Source organism: Pseudomonas sp. AK106 (genome assembly GCF_053903055.1).
Genome location: NZ_CP096426.1, coordinates 5,410,478 through 5,425,509, shown reverse-complemented (window position 1 = coordinate 5,425,509; position 15,032 = coordinate 5,410,478). Strand labels below are relative to the sequence as shown.

Here is a 15,032-nt window from a genome sequence, read left to right as displayed (position 1 = left end):
GATTCGCAGATTTGTGTAGGACGTTTCTGTGCTTGGTGTGGCTTGTTGGGAGGATCTCCGGGCTACCGGTATAACGTCTTAAACACGGCGTCGGGATTTACCTACATCAACAAAGAAATATCCTCCGTTGGGTGCCTTGAAAGCGACTCGCGCTTTCCTCTACCGTAGCCGCCTTCGTCTTTTGTTACGGATTTTCCATGCAGCTGGCTCGTACGCGCTCCCTGTTCTCTCTGGCGTTTCTGGCCTGCGCATCGATTGTAGGAGCGACGGATTATCTCGGCCCTGTCGTTGATGCGGCGCCGTGCCCGATGTGTCTGCTTCAGCGTGTGCTCATGGCGATATCGGCGGGTGTGTGCCTGCTCGCCGCGCTGCACGCGCCGGGCAAATCTGGCTGGCGTGTCTACGCCGGCTTTCTTTTACTGTCTTCCGCTTTGGGGGCGAGCGTCGCGGCACGTCAGGTCTGGTTGCAGGCTTCGCCACCCGAGAACATGGCCGCATGCATTGAAAACCTTCACTACCTGACGGAAACACAGCCCTACCTGAAGGTCATGGCGATGGTGCTGGCGGGAAGTGCAGGGTGCTCCGAGATCAACTGGTCGCTGTTCGGCATCAGCTTGCCTGAATGGAGCCTGCTGGCATTCTCTGGCTTGTGCCTGTTCGCGATGTACTACCTTTTTATCGAGTTCCGCCGATTCAGATCAATGGATCTGGGAACTCCTGATTAAACACTTGTATGAACTTTGTGTCCTGCGTACCTTGCTGGGCTAGTCATGCGGGCATAATCTGGGCCGCACGCATCATCGGATCAATGTTGCTGTCGACACTTTTGCGGGCCGGTTCCGACAATCCCGGAACGTACCCCAGAAGCGCCTGAAGCAGCATGCCCCTGAAGGGAAGAGAGAACATCATGCTGGAAAGTTGTCAGAACGCTCAGGAACGCTGGGGTGGGGTTCACAAGCTGATTGACCGCTGGTTGCTGGAGCGCAACGAGCTGATCACGGCTTATTACGCCTTGAGTGCAGAGCCGGGAGCGTTTTTGGAAAAACGCGCGCCCCTGCAAGAATTTTGCGGCACCCTGGTCGATTACGTGTCGGCCGGTCATTTCGAAATCTACGAGCAGCTGACCAACGAAGCCAAGGCGTTTAATAACCAGCGAGGCCTCGACCTGGCTGACACGATTTATCCTCGGCTCGACGTCATCACCGAGAAGCTGCTGGCGTTCAACGATCTCTGTGACGAAGGCAAATGCGTCGCCGAGAAACTCAAGGAGTTGGGCAGCTTGCTGCACGAGCGCTTTGAACTGGAAGACTGCCTGATCGAAGTGCTGCACAACGCGCACAAGGAACAGGTTGAGGAAGAGGTCTGAGAGGGCCGCTGATGTAAAAAAGGGTGCCATGGGCGCCCTTTTTTTATGGTCTGTCGCGGCGAGCCTCGGCCACTGCCGGTGTTACTGCGACACCCCCAGCAGCTCTATTTCGAACACCAGCGGCGTGTAAGGATCGATCAGATCGCCAGCGCCTTCTGCGCCATACGCTTGGGCCGAAGGGATGACCAGGCGCCATTTGGCACCCACTGGCATGTCGGCGAGGGCGGTGGTCCAGCCGGCGATGACGCTGTCCAGACGAAACCATTGTGGCTGCTGGCTCTGATCGAAGATCGTGCCGTCAGGCAGACGGCCCACGTACTTCACTTGCACCCGGCCATTGATGTCGGGTTTGGGGCCATTGCCCGGCGTCAGCTCGGTCATCAGGATGCCGTCCGCGAGCTGGCGAACCCCCGGCTTGGCCTTCTCGGCGTCCATGAACTTGCGCTCGTCCTTCAATGCCGCTTCAGTCTGCGGTTCGGTCTGGCCGGAGTTTTCAGCCTGTGCGAGGGCGGCATCGTGGTCGCTGAGAATCTGCTCCATGCGTTCCTGCTTGATTGCCAACGGCTTGCCCTGATACGCCGACTGCAGGCCTTCAAGCAGCGCGGGCAACTGCAGATCGGGTGCTTCCTGGCGCAGGCGCTCACCCAGGCTGGCGCCGAGGCTGTAGGAAAGATCGTGGGTGTTGTCGGACGCCGGAGCATCGGTCGCGTGAGCAAGGGGTACCAAGAGGAACAACGACATAAACAGGTAGCGCGACATGAATGCTCTCCGGCCTGGGAAGTGAGCGATTATGCCAGCGCTGAGGCCCGAGCGTGACGGGTATTGCCGGGTTTTTGGGCGTCCTGCAACAGAGCGGGGATTGTAGTGTCAAGATGCCCTAGCGGCGGTGCGGGCGGAGGTCTAGTATGGCCGCACTCAAATCAGCCAGGAGGTAAGTCATGTCGGCCACCAAGAAGCCAGTAAACACTCCGTTGCATTTGCTTCAACAGCTGTCGGGCAGCCTGCTCGAACATCTCGAAACCGCCTGCTCTCAAGCATTGGCTGACGCTGAAAAACTGCTCGCCAAACTCGAGAAGCAACGTGGCAAGGCGCAGGAAAAACTGCACAAGTCGCGCACCAAACTGCAGGACGCTGCCGCCGCCGGTAAAGCCAAGGCCCAAGGCAAGGCCAAAGACAGCGTAGCCGAGCTCGAGTCGTTGCTCGACGCTTTGAAAGATCGTCAGACTGAAACCCGCAGCTACATCCTCAACCTCAAGCGTGATGCTCAGGAAAGCCTGAAGCTGGCCCAAGGCATTGGCCGCGTGAAGGAAGCCGTTGGCAAAGCGCTGAACGATCGCGCTGCAAAAGACCCGGCTCGACCTGATGCCAAGCCTGTCGCGCCAAAACCGCCTGCGAAAATGCCTCCAAAACCAGCAAAACCTGCACCCAAAGCCGCCCCGGCAAAGCCTGCTGCTAAAACCGCCGTCAAAGCCGTCGCCGAAAAAACCGTTGCCAAGGTGACTGCGAAAACTGTCGCCGCCAAGCCTGCTGCGACCAAGGCACCCGCTGCCAAACCAGCTGCCAGCGCTGCGAGCAAGCCAGCCGCTAAAACCGCTGTGGCCGCCAAGACCACCGCTGCCAAGCCGGCTGCCGTGAAAGCCGCTGCCAAACCTGCTCCGGCTAAAGCGTCTGCTGCGAAACCAGCCGCCAGTGCCGCCGCCAAGCCTGCCGCCAGCAAAGCAGCTGCCAAACCGGCCGGCATAGCATCATCCAAGCCTGCGGGCGCCAAGCCAGTCGCTGCGAAGACTGCTGCAAAACCGTCCGCCAAGCCTGCTGTCTCTGCAACGGCCAAACCAGCGGCCGCAGCGCCTGCTGCTCCAGCAGTGTCCCCTGCACCAGGCGCTCCAGCCGCTGATTCGACCTCGAACAGCGCGTCCTAAGCGATATCGGTCCCGGCGCGAAGCAGAATCTGCAACGCGTCGGGACTGGCTTGAGCAGCACCTCCCGCCAGCGCTTCCAGCCACACACCCGTAGGTTGAGCATCTCGCTCAGGCCAGTCTTTGGTCAGCCGTTGCAGCCGCACCAGTAGCTCACGCTCGGCGTCAAGCTCAAGGGTTTTAAGTCTGTCGCGTAACGCCGTCAGCTCTTCGTCTTCTTTCGCGTCGGCCTTCCAGCGGGTCCGAACATCCCTCAATGGCCCCACCACCTTCTCGTGCCACGGGTCGGCCAATTGTCCGATTTGTCCTGCCCGCTCCGGGTGGAACTGCACACCACGCCGGTCCATCCAGACGCCGCACAGCAGCGCGCAGACATTGGCGCCATCGGCTTGCAGCTTCAGGCACGCCTGCTCGACGCCTGGGCGAGCATAGAAATCGAGGGTGAAACTCCATAGGTCCGAGAGCATCGTCATCTACCTGTTTTGGGCGAAGCTGGTAGACTCCGCCGCCATTATGATCAGACTTCAAAGCCTTACCTTACAGCGTGGTCCGCAACGTCTGCTAGAAGACGCCGAGCTGACCCTGCACGCCGGCCAGAAAGCCGGTCTGATCGGCGCCAACGGCGCCGGTAAATCCAGCCTGTTCGCGCTGCTTCGGGGTGAACTAACCCCCGACAATGGCGATTGCCTGCTGCCTGCCGATTGGCGCATCGCCCACATGCGTCAGGAGGTCGACACCCTCGATCGTCTGGCGGTGGACTACGTCCTCGACGGCGATCTGCGACTGCGTCAGGTTCAGCATGACCTCGCGGCTGCCGAGGCCGCTCAGGACGGCGCCGCGCAAGCACGTCTGCATTCGGAGCTCGACAGCGCCGATGGCTACACGGCCGATGCGCGGGCGCGCAAGCTGCTGGCAGGTCTGGGCTTTACCAACGAGCAGATGGAGCGCCAGGTCAGCGATTTCTCCGGTGGCTGGCGGATGCGTCTCAACCTGGCGCAGGCGTTGATGTGTCCTTCGGACCTGCTGCTGCTCGATGAGCCGACCAACCACTTGGATCTCGATGCCATTCTCTGGCTTGAAGACTGGCTCAAAAGCTACCAGGGCACCCTGCTGCTGATCTCCCACGACCGCGATTTTCTGGATGCGGTGGTCGATCACGTTGCCCACGTCGAGCAGAAAAAGATCACGCTCTATCGCGGCGGTTACAGCGCTTTCGAACGCGCCCGTGCCGAGCGCCTGGCCCAGCAACAGCAGGCCTACGACAAGCAACAGGCCCAGCGCGCGCACATGGAGAAATTCATCACGCGCTTCAAGGCCCAGGCCACCAAGGCCAAACAGGCCCAGAGCCGGATCAAAGCCCTTGAGCGAATGGAAGAGCTGTCGGCGGCCCACGTCGATTCTCCGTTCGACTTCACCTTCCGCGAATCGACCAAGATCTCCAGCCCGCTGATGGATCTGTCTGACGCGCGACTGGGCTATGGCGACAAAGCCATCCTGCAAAAGGTGAAGCTGCAACTGACGCCGGGCGCACGCATCGGTTTGCTGGGCCCGAACGGCGCCGGTAAATCCACGCTGATCAAAAACCTTGCGGGCGAACTCGAGCCGTTGAGCGGGCGCATGGTGCGTGGCGAAAACACGGTGGTCGGCTACTTTGCCCAGCATCAGCTCGACTCCCTGGACGCCAAGGCCAGTCCGTTGCTGCACCTGCAGCGTATCGCGCCCACCGAGCGCGAACAGTCCTTGCGGGATTTCCTCGGCGGTTTCGACTTCCGCGGTGCGCGCCTCGACGAGCCGGTGCTGAATTTCTCCGGTGGCGAGAAAGCGCGGCTGGCCTTGGCCCTGATTGCCTGGGACAAACCCAACCTGCTGCTGCTCGACGAACCGACTAACCACCTGGATCTGGAAATGCGCCTGGCTTTGACCATGGCGCTTCAGGAGTTCAGTGGCGCGGTACTGGTGGTCTCCCACGATCGGCATTTGCTCAAGAGCACGACGGATAATTTCCTCCTCGTCGCCGATGGCCTTGTTCAGGAGTTCGATGGCGATCTGGACGACTACGCGCGGTGGCTGGTGGACTATCGCCTGCGCAATGCGCCGACCAGTAACACGCCGGTGAACGTCGACAAGACCGACAAGAAAGCGCAGCGACAGCAGGCCGCCGCATTGCGCCAGCAACTCGCGCCGCACAAGCGCGAAGCCGACAAGCTTGAAAAAGAGCTCGGCACGCTGCATGAGAAACTGGCGAAGATCGAAGTGGCCCTGGGCGACAGCGGCATTTACGAGGCGGCCAACAAAGACAAGCTGCGCGACCTGTTGGCGGATCAGGCCAAGCTCAAGTCACGTGAATCCGAGCTGGAAGAAGCGTGGATGGAAGCACTGGAATTGCTGGAGTCGATGCAGGCCGAGCTGGAAGCGTTGTCCTGATGGTGTGGCCTGCGTTAGTCGTATAACGCAGGCGACCGGAACAGCTGTCGGCCAAGTCGCCGCAACAGTCAGAAATAACTGGCCTTTGCAGGTCCGGAAACACTAGGTTAGGCGAAGATTTCGTTGCCTGAGGTGCGTGATGTCGCTCGAAACATGGTTGGCGTTTTTCGCCGCTTGCTGGGTTATCAGTCTGTCTCCGGGCGCGGGCGCCATCGCGTCGATGTCCAGCGGTCTGCAATACGGGTTCTGGCGCGGCTACTGGAATGCTCTGGGCCTGCAGATCGCGCTCGTCGTGCAGATCGCCGTGGTTGCTGCCGGGCTTGGCGCGGTGCTGGCCACTTCAGCCTTGGCGTTCACGCTGATCAAATGGTTTGGCGTCGCCTACCTGGTCTATCTGGGCATCAGGCAATGGCGTGCGTTGCCAAGCAATCTGGCGGATGAGTCGGCTGTGCGCCCGGTGGGCAAGCCCCTTGTGCTCATGGGCCGAGGCTTTCTTGTGAACATCAGCAACCCCAAGGCGCTGGTGTTTATTCTGGCGATCCTGCCGCAGTTCATCGACACGCATCTGCCGCTGCTGCCGCAATACCTGATCATTGCCGCGACCATGGTGTGCGTGGACCTGATCGTCATGGCGGGCTACACCGGCCTGGCTTCGAAAGTGCTCCGCGCCCTCAAAACCCCCAAACAGCAACGCCGGATGAACCGCACCTTTGCCGGGTTGTTCGTCAGCGCCGCGGCATTTCTCGCCACATTGCATCGGGCCTGATTTGGCAAAAGCCCGCCCCACTGGATGCACACGATGTATCGGTTGGACCGGCTTCAGCCGGGAAGAGGCCATTGGCAGCACCCTCAATTTTGCGGTGTGACACCTGACCTCTTCCCGGCTAAAAGCCAGTCCTGCGGTTGAGTCACTGCCATCAATGCAGCGCTTGAGTCCTCGGCGCCTAACATGAACAATGGCAACCCTTCGCATTCCTATTTGAGATCCACCCCCATGTTCCGCTCCCGCTTATTGTCCTGCCTGAGCCTCGTGCTGTTGAGCCTGTTCAGCGTCGGCGCCTGCGCAGCGCCTGCCGAGGACGCGGCTCAGGCTTTGCATTTGCTCGATTACGTCGGAGCGGACTACCCGGCGACGGTTGCGGACGGCAAGGTCGTGGATGACGCCGAATACCGCGAGCAGGTGGAGTTTCTCGCGGCGCTGCAGGGCACGATCGCCGGGTTGCCGGCGAGGCCGGAGCGCGCTGCGCTGGAGCAGGGTGTCTCAGCGCTGTTGAATGCGGTCAACCAGAAGCAGGATGGCGTTCAAGTGGCCCGTCAGGCACGTCAGCTCGGCGCGAAGCTCGCAGTGGCCTACGAAGTCAGCCAGGCGCCGGTGATTACCCCGGATCCTGCACGTGGCGCGCCCTTGTATGCGCAGTATTGTTCGGTGTGCCACGGCGATACGGGCGCCGGCGACGGTCCGGCCGGGATTGGTCTTTCGCCGCCACCCGCCAATCTACGGGACCCGGCGCGGCTCGACCGCCTGAGTCTCTACGACCTCTACAACACCCTCGGGCTGGGCGTTGAAGGCACTGAAATGCCAGCGTTCGCGGACCAGCTGGATGATCGGCAGCGTTGGGACGTTGCCACTTACCTTGCAGGCTTCAGCGCGGATTCCTCTGCGAAGCAGGAAAAACCCTACAACCTCGCTGATCTCGCGCGGCAAACGCCCGCTGAGGTCAGTGCCGCCGAAGGGCCGCAGGCCGCTGCCAGCTTCCGTGTCCAGCGCGCGCAGCCGCCTCAGATTCAACGCGGCCCGGCTCAGCTCCTCGATTACACCAGCGCAACCCTCGACAAGAGTCTTGCCGCGTATCAGGCCGGTGATCGCGAGCAAGCGTATGACCTGTCGGTCGCGGCGTATCTGGAGGGTTTCGAGCTGGTCGAAAGCTCGCTCGACAACGTCGATGCCACCGTGCGCAAGGACACCGAAAAAGCACTCATGGCCTATCGGCAGTCGCTTCAGGACGGCTTGCCCGCAGCGCAAGCGGCGCAGAAACTCGCGGATGCCAAGGTCAAGCTCAAGGAGTCCGCCGATCTGCTCGGCAGCGATGGCCTGAGCACCTCATTGAGCTTCATCTCCGGTCTGCTGATCCTGCTGCGCGAAGGGCTGGAAGCGATTCTCGTGCTCGCCGCCATTCTCGCGTTCCTGCGCAACACCGGGCAGCAATCGGCGGTGCGCAGCGTCAACGTCGGCTGGGGGCTGGCGTTGCTGGCGGGTCTGGGTACGTGGGCGCTGGCAGCGTACGTCATTGACGTCAGTGGCTCGCAGCGCGAGCTGCTGGAGGGCGCGACGGCGCTGTTCGCCAGCGTCATGGTGCTGTGGCTGGGTGTGTGGATGCACGACCGACGTCATGCCGCCGCCTGGCAGGACTACATCAAGAGCAGCCTGGTCGGCGGCGGTGGGCGTTTTGGTTTTGCGGTGCTGGCGTTCTTCTCGGTCTATCGCGAGCTGTTCGAAGTCATTCTGTTCTACGAAACCCTGTGGCTGCAGGCAGGCCCCGCTGGCCACAATGCCGTATTGGCCGGGGGCGCCACGGCGCTGGTGTTGCTGGTCGGCTTGGCGTGGGTGATTCTGCGGGGTTCTGCGAAGCTGCCGCTGACGCTGTTCTTCGGTATCAATGCCGCGCTGCTGTGCGCGCTGTCGGTGGTGTTCGCCGGCCATGGCGTCAAGGCGTTGCAGGAAGCCGGGATTTTCGGAACGCATCCGGTGCCGTTCTTCGAGTTCGACTGGCTGGGCATTCACGCCGATGCCTATACCCTGGGCGCGCAAGCCATCGCGCTGTTGGCGATTGGGGTGCTGTATGGCCGCAGCCGGATAGCCGAGAAGCGCCGCGCGGCTGCTGCCTAAATTCACTTTCTGAAATCGGAGTCGCGTATGCGCGTCTGGATCGATGCTGACGCCTGCCCCAAGGCTGCCAAGGACCTCGTCGTCAAGTTTGCCCTCAAGCGCAAGTTCGAGGTCGTGCTGGTGGCGGGGCAGAGCCAGATCAAACCGAGCCTGACCCTGGTGAAGCTGATCGTTGTGCCCAGTGGCCCGGATGCCGCTGATGATTATCTGGTCGAGCACGCCGTACCGGGCGAGCTGGTGATCTGCAGCGATGTGCCATTGGCGGATCGTCTGGTGAAGAAGGGCGTTGCGGCGCTCGACCCACGGGGCAAGGAGTTCGATGCGCAGAACATGGGCCAGCGCCTGGCGATGCGCAACCTCTTCACGGATCTGCGGGAGCAAGGCCAGGCCAGTGGCGGGCAGGGCGCTTACGGCGAGCGGGAGAAACAGGCGTTTGCCAACTGCCTCGACCGGATCCTGACGCGGCTGGCTCGCGAGTATCCCTCGCCGCCCACATGCGATAGCCCGTAGGGCTGGCGCGCAGTCACTCCGCCTCCGGCCCCTTTTTAAACATCAGTCTGGAAGGCGGTCCTCGTTTTCCTGTACCAGCTCCAGCACCCGGTCCACCAGCTTGTTGATCCCGGATGCCGCGTCACCAATGGACTTGGCAACCATGTAAGCGGGTGTGCTCACCAGTTTGCGGTCCTTGTCTTCGACGATCTCCGTCACCTCACACTCCTGGTGGGTGCCGCCCATGCGGGTAATCGCTGCAGCAGTGTCGGCGTCGTTGCCAATCGTGCAGGTGACGCCCGGCCCATAGATTTTGGCGGCCAGCGCCGGCGATACGCAGATGAGCCCGATGGGTTTGCCCGCGGCGGCGAACGCTTCGGCCATCGCCAGCACTTCAGCCTGGACTTTGCAGCCAGCGCCCTGGGTAGAGAAGTCCGACAGGTTTTTCGCGGCACCGAAGCCGCCGGGGATGATCAAGGCATCGAATTCAGTGACGTCGGCTTCGCGGATGTCTTCGATGGCACCCCGGGCAATGCGGGCTGATTCAACCAGCACGTTGCGCGACTCGGGCATCTCTTCGCCGGTCAGATGATTGATGACGTGGTGCTGAGGGATATTGGGTGCAAAGCACTTCACTGCGGCGCCGCGCTGATCGAGGCGCAGCAACGTCAGCACGCTTTCGTGGATTTCCGCGCCGTCGTAAACGCCACAGCCAGAAAGAATAACGGCCACTTTTTTGGTCATTCGCGTGTTCCTCTCTCGGGCGCTCCGGCCCATAGCCGGTTACGCAGGTCAGCATTGCGCTGATTGTCGCAAGCCATGAGCCTAGGACAACGCCGTCAGCGAATGTCTCCAGCTCCGTAGGCATGCGCCGAGGATTTACTCGTCAGGGGTGTTCCGGGCGTCCACATGGACTTGGGCGTTGGCCGCGACTGCCAGCTTTTCTTCGCGAGCGATACGTGCGTTCTTGATGCGCCGGCGGATCCACAGCAGCACACCGATCACCAGCAATGCGCCCAACACCCACAGCTCGTACTTCTTGACGTTGCCCAGCAGGCCTTCGAGCACGGAGCCGAACTTGTACGCCGCTGCGCCCAACGCGGCTGCCCATACCGCTGCGCCGATGCCGTTGAGCAACAGGTAGCGCCCCGGTGGATAGCCGGACAGCCCGATAGCGACCGGCATGACCGTACGCAAGCCATACACAAAGCGGAAGCTCAGCACCCAGATGTCGGGGTGGCGCCGGATATGCTCCAGCGCGCGATCGCCCATTAACTGCCAGCGAGGCTTGCGCGCCAGTAGCTTGCGGCCATGCTTGCGTCCCATGAAATACCAGAGCTGGTCGCCTGCGTAGCTGCCGAAGAAGGCAACCACCACGACCAGATTGATATCCATGTATCCGCGGAACGCAAGAAAGCCGGCAAGCACCAGAATGGTCTCGCCTTCAAAAAAGGTCCCGAGGAAAAGGGCGAAGTAGCCAAATTCTTGTAAAAAATGCTGGAGCATCATTTGGGTGCTGGCGAAATGAACGCGCAGCCTAACGCGCCCAAGGCATTCAGGAAAGTATGCAAATGTGTCACCGCGTTAAAGTTTCCTACGTTCGGGAGCGATTGTTCGCGCGGAGAGAGGGTTTGTGTCGTACACGTTACGTCGCAATTACGCCTGTCACGTGAGTGTCATAATCGCCGCTTATAAATGTCACGCTTGCCCGCCTGGATGGGCGCGGATCCCTTCCTTGCACGTTGCCCTCTACCGGGCGCCACGCGAATGTTTGCAGTTCAGGGCTTGCACCGTACGGAGAAATCCGTAGCGTGGAGAGTCAAACCGCTCACAGCATTGAGCCTGACGCCGGTCGCCACCCCCCGCGATATCGATCAGGCTGCAACTATCGTCAGAACCGCTGCCCCCTGGGCGTGACCGTTGTTCCAAGCTGTACGTCACCACTGTTGTGGCGCAAGCGGTATTCCGACATCGGCCGTATGCGCGGCCCAACTGTTACAAGGCCATTTGCCTTACAGGATTATTCATGAGCACCGAAGGATCTACCGAAGCCGCAGTCGGGCTTGACCCTCAGCCCGTCAATCAGGAAGTCACTCCGGTGGTCGAGCCGACCATTGAAGTGGTCCCCGCGCTGGAACCGCCTCATCCGGCCCCGCATGCCATCGCGGTGCCCAATCTGGATGACAGCAGTCTTTATATCCATCGCGAGCTGTCGCAGCTGCAGTTCAACATTCGCGTGTTGGAACAGGCGCTGGACGAGTCCTATCCGTTGCTTGAGCGGCTCAAGTTCCTGCTGATCTTCTCCAGCAACCTCGACGAATTCTTCGAAATCCGCGTCGCCGGGCTCAAGAAGCAAATCACCTTCGCTCGCGAACAGGCCGGCGCTGACGGCCTGCAGCCTCATCAGGCGCTGGCCCGTATCAGCGAACTGGTGCACGGCCACGTGGATCGCCAGTACGCCATTCTCAACGACATCCTGTTGCCGGAGCTGGAAAAGCATCAGGTGCGCTTCATCCGCCGTCGCAACTGGAACGCCAAGATCAAAGCCTGGGTGCGCCGTTATTTCCGTGACGAGATCGCGCCGATCATCACGCCGATCGGTCTGGACCCGACGCACCCGTTCCCGCTGCTGGTGAACAAGTCGCTGAACTTCATCGTCGAGCTGGAAGGCATCGACGCCTTCGGCCGCGACTCGGGTCTGGCGATCATCCCGGCACCGCGCCTGTTGCCGCGTATCATCAAGGTGCCGGAAGACGTGGGTGGCCCGGGGGACAACTATGTCTTCCTGTCGTCGATGATCCATGCCCACGCCGATGACCTGTTCCAGGGCATGAAGGTCAAGGGCTGCTACCAGTTCCGTCTGACCCGTAACGCCGACCTGGCCCTCGATTCAGAGGACGTGGAAGACCTTGCCCGCGCGCTGCGTGGCGAGCTGTTCTCCCGTCGTTACGGCGATGCCGTGCGTCTGGAAGTGGCAGATACCTGCCCGAAACTGCTCTCGGACTACCTGCTCAAGCAGTTCAACCTGAGCGAGACCGAGCTGTATCAGGTCAATGGCCCGGTGAACCTGACGCGGCTGTTCAGCATCACCGGCCTGGACAGTCACCCCGAGCTGCAGTACATGCCGTTCACCCCGGCGATTCCGAAGCTGCTGCAGAACAGCGAAAACATTTTCAACGTGATCAGCAAGCAGGACATCCTGCTGTTGCACCCGTTCGAGTCCTTCACGCCGGTCGTCGATCTGCTGCGCCAGGCGGCGAAAGACCCTCACGTGCTGGCCGTGCGGCAGACGCTTTACCGCAGTGGCGCCAACTCGGAAATCGTCGATGCACTGGTCGATGCCGCGCGCAACGGCAAGGAAGTCACGGCCGTCATCGAGCTGCGTGCGCGTTTTGATGAAGAGTCGAACCTGCAACTGGCGAGCCGCCTGCAAGCGGCCGGTGCCGTAGTGATTTACGGCGTGGTGGGTTACAAGACCCACGCCAAGATGATGCTCATCCTGCGCCGCGAAGCCGGCGAGATCGTTCGTTACGCGCATTTGGGAACGGGCAACTACCACGCTGGTAACGCGCGTCTGTATACCGATTACAGCCTGCTCACCTCGGACGATGCCTTGTGTGAAGACGTCGGCAAGCTGTTCAGCCAGTTGATCGGGATGGGTAAGACGCTGCGCATGAAGAAACTGCTGCACGCGCCGTTCACCCTGAAGAAAGGCATGCTGGACATGATTGCCCGGGAGACGCAGTTCGCGTCCGAGGGCAAGCCTGCGCACATCATCGCCAAGTTCAACTCACTGACCGACCCTAAGATCATTCGCGCGCTGTACAAGGCGAGTCAGACCGGGGTCAAGATCGACCTCGTCGTGCGCGGCATGTGCTGCCTGCGTCCTGGCGTGCCGGGGGTGTCCCACAACATTCAGGTGCGCTCGATCATCGGTCGCTTCCTTGAGCACACGCGGGTGTTCTACTTCCTGAATGGCGGTGACGAGCAGATGTTCCTGTCCAGTGCCGACTGGATGGAGCGCAACCTCGACAAGCGCGTCGAGACCTGCTTCCCGGTGGAAGGCAAGAAGCTGATCTTGCGCGTGAAGAAAGAGCTGGAAGGGTACCTGACCGACAACACCCATAGCTGGCTGCTGCAGCCGGACGGGCGCTACATTCGCAGCACCCCGACCGGCAACCAGAACGCCCGCAATGTGCAGGCGAGTCTGTTGGAAAAACTCAGCAACCCGGTCCTCAGCGTACGTTGAGGATGATGCCGACTCGGGTCAGCCATTCCGCTTCGAGCGCGAAGTCGGCCTGAGTCAGCTGGTTGTTTTCCAGCCAGCCATCCGGGAACACGATGTCCAGATGGTTATCGTTGGCGGTCAGCACGGGTTGCGGCATTTCCTGAGTACCGCGAATGTGGTGAAACAGGATCGCAAAACGCAGCAGCGCGCACAGACGAATCAGCTTCACGCCTTCGTTGCCGAACTCGGCAAACTTGTCCTTGGGGATATTGCGACGATGACCGCGCACCAGCAGCGCGAGCATTTGCTGGTCTTCGCGTGAGAAACCGGCGAGGTCCGAGTGCTCGATCAGGTATGCGCCATGCTTGTGGTAGTGGTAGTGGGCGATGTCCAGACCCACTTCATGCACCTTGGCGGCCCAGCTCAGTAACTCGCGATACGCATTGTCCTCAAGCTCCCACGCCTTCGCCACTTGCTCCAGTGCCGACAGGGCCTTGCGCTCGACACGGGCGGCTTGTTCGAGATCGACGTGGTAGCGCTCCATCAGCGAGCTGAGGGTGCGTTCGCGCACGTCTTCGTGGTGATGACGGCCAAGCAGGTCGTAAAGCACGCCTTCACGCAGCGCGCCTTCGCAGTGATCCATGCGTTTGAGGTCGAGGGCGTCGAAAATCGCTTCGAGAATCGCCAGCCCTGCGGGGAAGATCGCACGACGGTCAGGCTTGAGGCCTTCGAAATCGATTTTGTCCACTTCGCCCAGCTTCATCAGCTTGCGCTTGAGCCAGGCCAGGCCTTCGGCGTTGACCTCGCCATTGCCGTGGCCGCCGGCCTTCAGGGCCAGGCCGATGGCGCGGATAGTGCCGGAAGAACCGATGGCCTCATCCCACGTCAGGCGATGCAGCGCGTGCTCGATGCTCATGATTTCCAGCCGCGCTGCAGTGTAAGCCTGGGCGTAGCGCGCTGGGGTGATCTTGCCGTCCTTGAAATAACGCTGAGTGAAGCTGACGCAGCCCATCTGCAGGCTTTCGCGCAACAGTGGCTCGAAGCGCTGGCCGATGATGAACTCGGTGCTGCCGCCGCCGATGTCGGCGACCAGGCGTTTGCCGGGCGTGTCGGCCAGGGTATGGGACACGCCCAGGTAGATCAGGCGCGCTTCTTCACGGCCGGAGATCACCTCGACCGGATGGCCGAGGATTTCTTCGGCGCGGTGAATGAATTCGTTGCGATTGCGGGCTTCGCGCAGGGCGTTGGTGCCGACGATGCGCACGGCGCCGGGCGGCATACCGTTGATCAGTTGGGAGAAGCGCTTGAGGCAGTCGAGCCCTCGCTGCATGGATTCTTCGCTGAGGCGGCGGTCGTCATCGATCCCCGCGGCCAGCTGCACTTTCTCACCGAGCCGCTCAAGGATGCGAATTTCGCCCTGATTGGCTTTGGCGACAACCATATGGAAGCTGTTGGAGCCCAGGTCGATCGCGGCGATCAGCGAGAGGTTTTTGGCTGTGGATAGCGGCATGGTCAAAAGGTCTCGGTCGATAACCCCGCCATCGTGCCACGATCCATCACCGTCGCCAAACCGGCAACGTATTTGCGCCGTATTAGTAGGACCGGCTTCAGCCGGGAAGGGGCCAGTGTGTGCGCCGTCAATGTTGCGGTGTGTCACCTGACGTCTTCCCGGCTAAAGGCGGTCCTACAGTTTGAGCCGAAGCTAGCCCCCACAGGATGCAC

Annotated in this window: 13 protein-coding genes; 8 read left to right on the top strand and 5 right to left on the bottom strand. The window is 61.1% G+C overall.

The genetic code is table 11. The annotated features are described in order from the left end of the window. Window positions 1–197 precede the first annotated feature (197 nt). Both M1E04_RS23785 and rsd read left to right on the top strand, forming a co-directional pair. On the top strand, window positions 198–725 hold the full coding sequence (locus tag M1E04_RS23785) for a disulfide bond formation protein B (RefSeq protein ID WP_456292148.1): 528 nt from the start codon (window positions 198–200) through the stop codon (window positions 723–725). A gap of 182 nt (window positions 726–907) precedes the next feature. After that, a complete protein-coding gene (gene rsd, locus M1E04_RS23780) occupies window positions 908–1,366 on the top strand; it encodes a sigma D regulator (RefSeq protein WP_192130688.1) in 459 nt (152 codons plus the stop codon). 81 nt (window positions 1,367–1,447) lie between these two features. Here rsd and M1E04_RS23775 read toward each other — a convergent pair whose 3' ends face one another. Beyond that, a complete protein-coding gene (locus M1E04_RS23775) occupies window positions 1,448–2,125 on the bottom strand; it encodes an FKBP-type peptidyl-prolyl cis-trans isomerase (RefSeq protein ID WP_065987485.1) in 678 nt (225 codons plus the stop codon). Between the two features lie 179 nt (window positions 2,126–2,304). Between M1E04_RS23775 and M1E04_RS23770 the strand changes: the two genes are divergently transcribed. Beyond that, on the top strand, window positions 2,305–3,285 hold the full coding sequence (locus M1E04_RS23770) for an AlgP family protein (RefSeq protein ID WP_456292147.1): 981 nt from the start codon (window positions 2,305–2,307) through the stop codon (window positions 3,283–3,285). Here M1E04_RS23770 and M1E04_RS23765 read toward each other — a convergent pair. Next, window positions 3,282–3,749 (bottom strand): TIGR02444 family protein, encoded by a 468-nt coding sequence (locus M1E04_RS23765; protein ID WP_065987483.1) that lies wholly within the window; start codon window positions 3,747–3,749, stop codon window positions 3,282–3,284. The genes M1E04_RS23770 and M1E04_RS23765 overlap by 4 nt on opposite strands. 46 nt (window positions 3,750–3,795) lie before the next feature. Between M1E04_RS23765 and M1E04_RS23760 the strand changes: the two genes are divergently transcribed. The 4 genes from M1E04_RS23760 to M1E04_RS23745 all read left to right on the top strand — a co-directional run bounded on the left by M1E04_RS23760 (window position 3,796) and on the right by M1E04_RS23745 (window position 9,103). Further along, the gene (locus M1E04_RS23760) at window positions 3,796–5,706 is read left to right on the top strand and encodes an ATP-binding cassette domain-containing protein (protein ID WP_296305941.1); all 1,911 of its coding nucleotides are present in this window, start codon (window positions 3,796–3,798) and stop codon (window positions 5,704–5,706) included. Window positions 5,707–5,845: 139 nt separating this feature from the next. Beyond that, window positions 5,846–6,472 (top strand): LysE family transporter, encoded by a 627-nt coding sequence (locus tag M1E04_RS23755; RefSeq protein ID WP_065987482.1) that lies wholly within the window; start codon window positions 5,846–5,848, stop codon window positions 6,470–6,472. A 228-nt stretch (window positions 6,473–6,700) separates the two neighbouring features. Continuing rightward, window positions 6,701–8,593, top strand: a complete 1,893-nt coding sequence (locus tag M1E04_RS23750) for an FTR1 family protein (RefSeq protein WP_456292146.1) — start codon at window positions 6,701–6,703, stop codon at window positions 8,591–8,593. A 27-nt stretch (window positions 8,594–8,620) separates the two neighbouring features. Continuing rightward, window positions 8,621–9,103, top strand: coding sequence for a YaiI/YqxD family protein (locus tag M1E04_RS23745; RefSeq protein ID WP_296305946.1), 483 nt, complete (start codon window positions 8,621–8,623; stop codon window positions 9,101–9,103). 42 nt (window positions 9,104–9,145) lie between these two features. Here the strand turns inward: M1E04_RS23745 and elbB are convergent, their stop codons facing one another. Continuing rightward, complete coding sequence (gene elbB, locus M1E04_RS23740; RefSeq protein ID WP_065987479.1) at window positions 9,146–9,826, bottom strand: isoprenoid biosynthesis glyoxalase ElbB; 681 nt, start codon at window positions 9,824–9,826, stop codon at window positions 9,146–9,148. A gap of 135 nt (window positions 9,827–9,961) precedes the next feature. Next, a complete protein-coding gene (locus M1E04_RS23735) occupies window positions 9,962–10,591 on the bottom strand; it encodes a DedA family protein (RefSeq protein WP_244160318.1) in 630 nt (209 codons plus the stop codon). Between the two features lie 517 nt (window positions 10,592–11,108). Here M1E04_RS23735 and ppk1 point away from each other — a divergent pair. Further along, window positions 11,109–13,331, top strand: a complete 2,223-nt coding sequence (gene ppk1, locus M1E04_RS23730; protein WP_065987478.1) for a polyphosphate kinase 1 — start codon at window positions 11,109–11,111, stop codon at window positions 13,329–13,331. Here the strand turns inward: ppk1 and ppx are convergent. Beyond that, the gene (ppx, locus tag M1E04_RS23725; protein ID WP_065987477.1) at window positions 13,318–14,820 is read right to left on the bottom strand and encodes an exopolyphosphatase; all 1,503 of its coding nucleotides are present in this window, start codon (window positions 14,818–14,820) and stop codon (window positions 13,318–13,320) included. The genes ppk1 and ppx overlap by 14 nt on opposite strands. Window positions 14,821–15,032: the final 212 nt, after the last annotated feature.

Coding starts and splice junctions, on each gene's coding strand:
- ppx (WP_065987477.1), bottom strand. CDS start 14,820: ATGCCGCTATCCACAGCCAAAAACCTCTCGCTGATCGCCGCGATCGAC.
- M1E04_RS23760 (WP_296305941.1), top strand. CDS start 3,796: ATGATCAGACTTCAAAGCCTTACCTTACAGCGTGGTCCGCAACGTCTG.
- ppk1 (WP_065987478.1), top strand. CDS start 11,109: ATGAGCACCGAAGGATCTACCGAAGCCGCAGTCGGGCTTGACCCTCAG.
- M1E04_RS23750 (WP_456292146.1), top strand. CDS start 6,701: ATGTTCCGCTCCCGCTTATTGTCCTGCCTGAGCCTCGTGCTGTTGAGC.
- M1E04_RS23775 (WP_065987485.1), bottom strand. CDS start 2,125: ATGTCGCGCTACCTGTTTATGTCGTTGTTCCTCTTGGTACCCCTTGCT.
- M1E04_RS23770 (WP_456292147.1), top strand. CDS start 2,305: ATGTCGGCCACCAAGAAGCCAGTAAACACTCCGTTGCATTTGCTTCAA.
- M1E04_RS23745 (WP_296305946.1), top strand. CDS start 8,621: ATGCGCGTCTGGATCGATGCTGACGCCTGCCCCAAGGCTGCCAAGGAC.
- M1E04_RS23735 (WP_244160318.1), bottom strand. CDS start 10,591: ATGATGCTCCAGCATTTTTTACAAGAATTTGGCTACTTCGCCCTTTTC.
- rsd (WP_192130688.1), top strand. CDS start 908: ATGCTGGAAAGTTGTCAGAACGCTCAGGAACGCTGGGGTGGGGTTCAC.
- elbB (WP_065987479.1), bottom strand. CDS start 9,826: ATGACCAAAAAAGTGGCCGTTATTCTTTCTGGCTGTGGCGTTTACGAC.
- M1E04_RS23765 (WP_065987483.1), bottom strand. CDS start 3,749: ATGCTCTCGGACCTATGGAGTTTCACCCTCGATTTCTATGCTCGCCCA.
- M1E04_RS23785 (WP_456292148.1), top strand. CDS start 198: ATGCAGCTGGCTCGTACGCGCTCCCTGTTCTCTCTGGCGTTTCTGGCC.
- M1E04_RS23755 (WP_065987482.1), top strand. CDS start 5,846: ATGTCGCTCGAAACATGGTTGGCGTTTTTCGCCGCTTGCTGGGTTATC.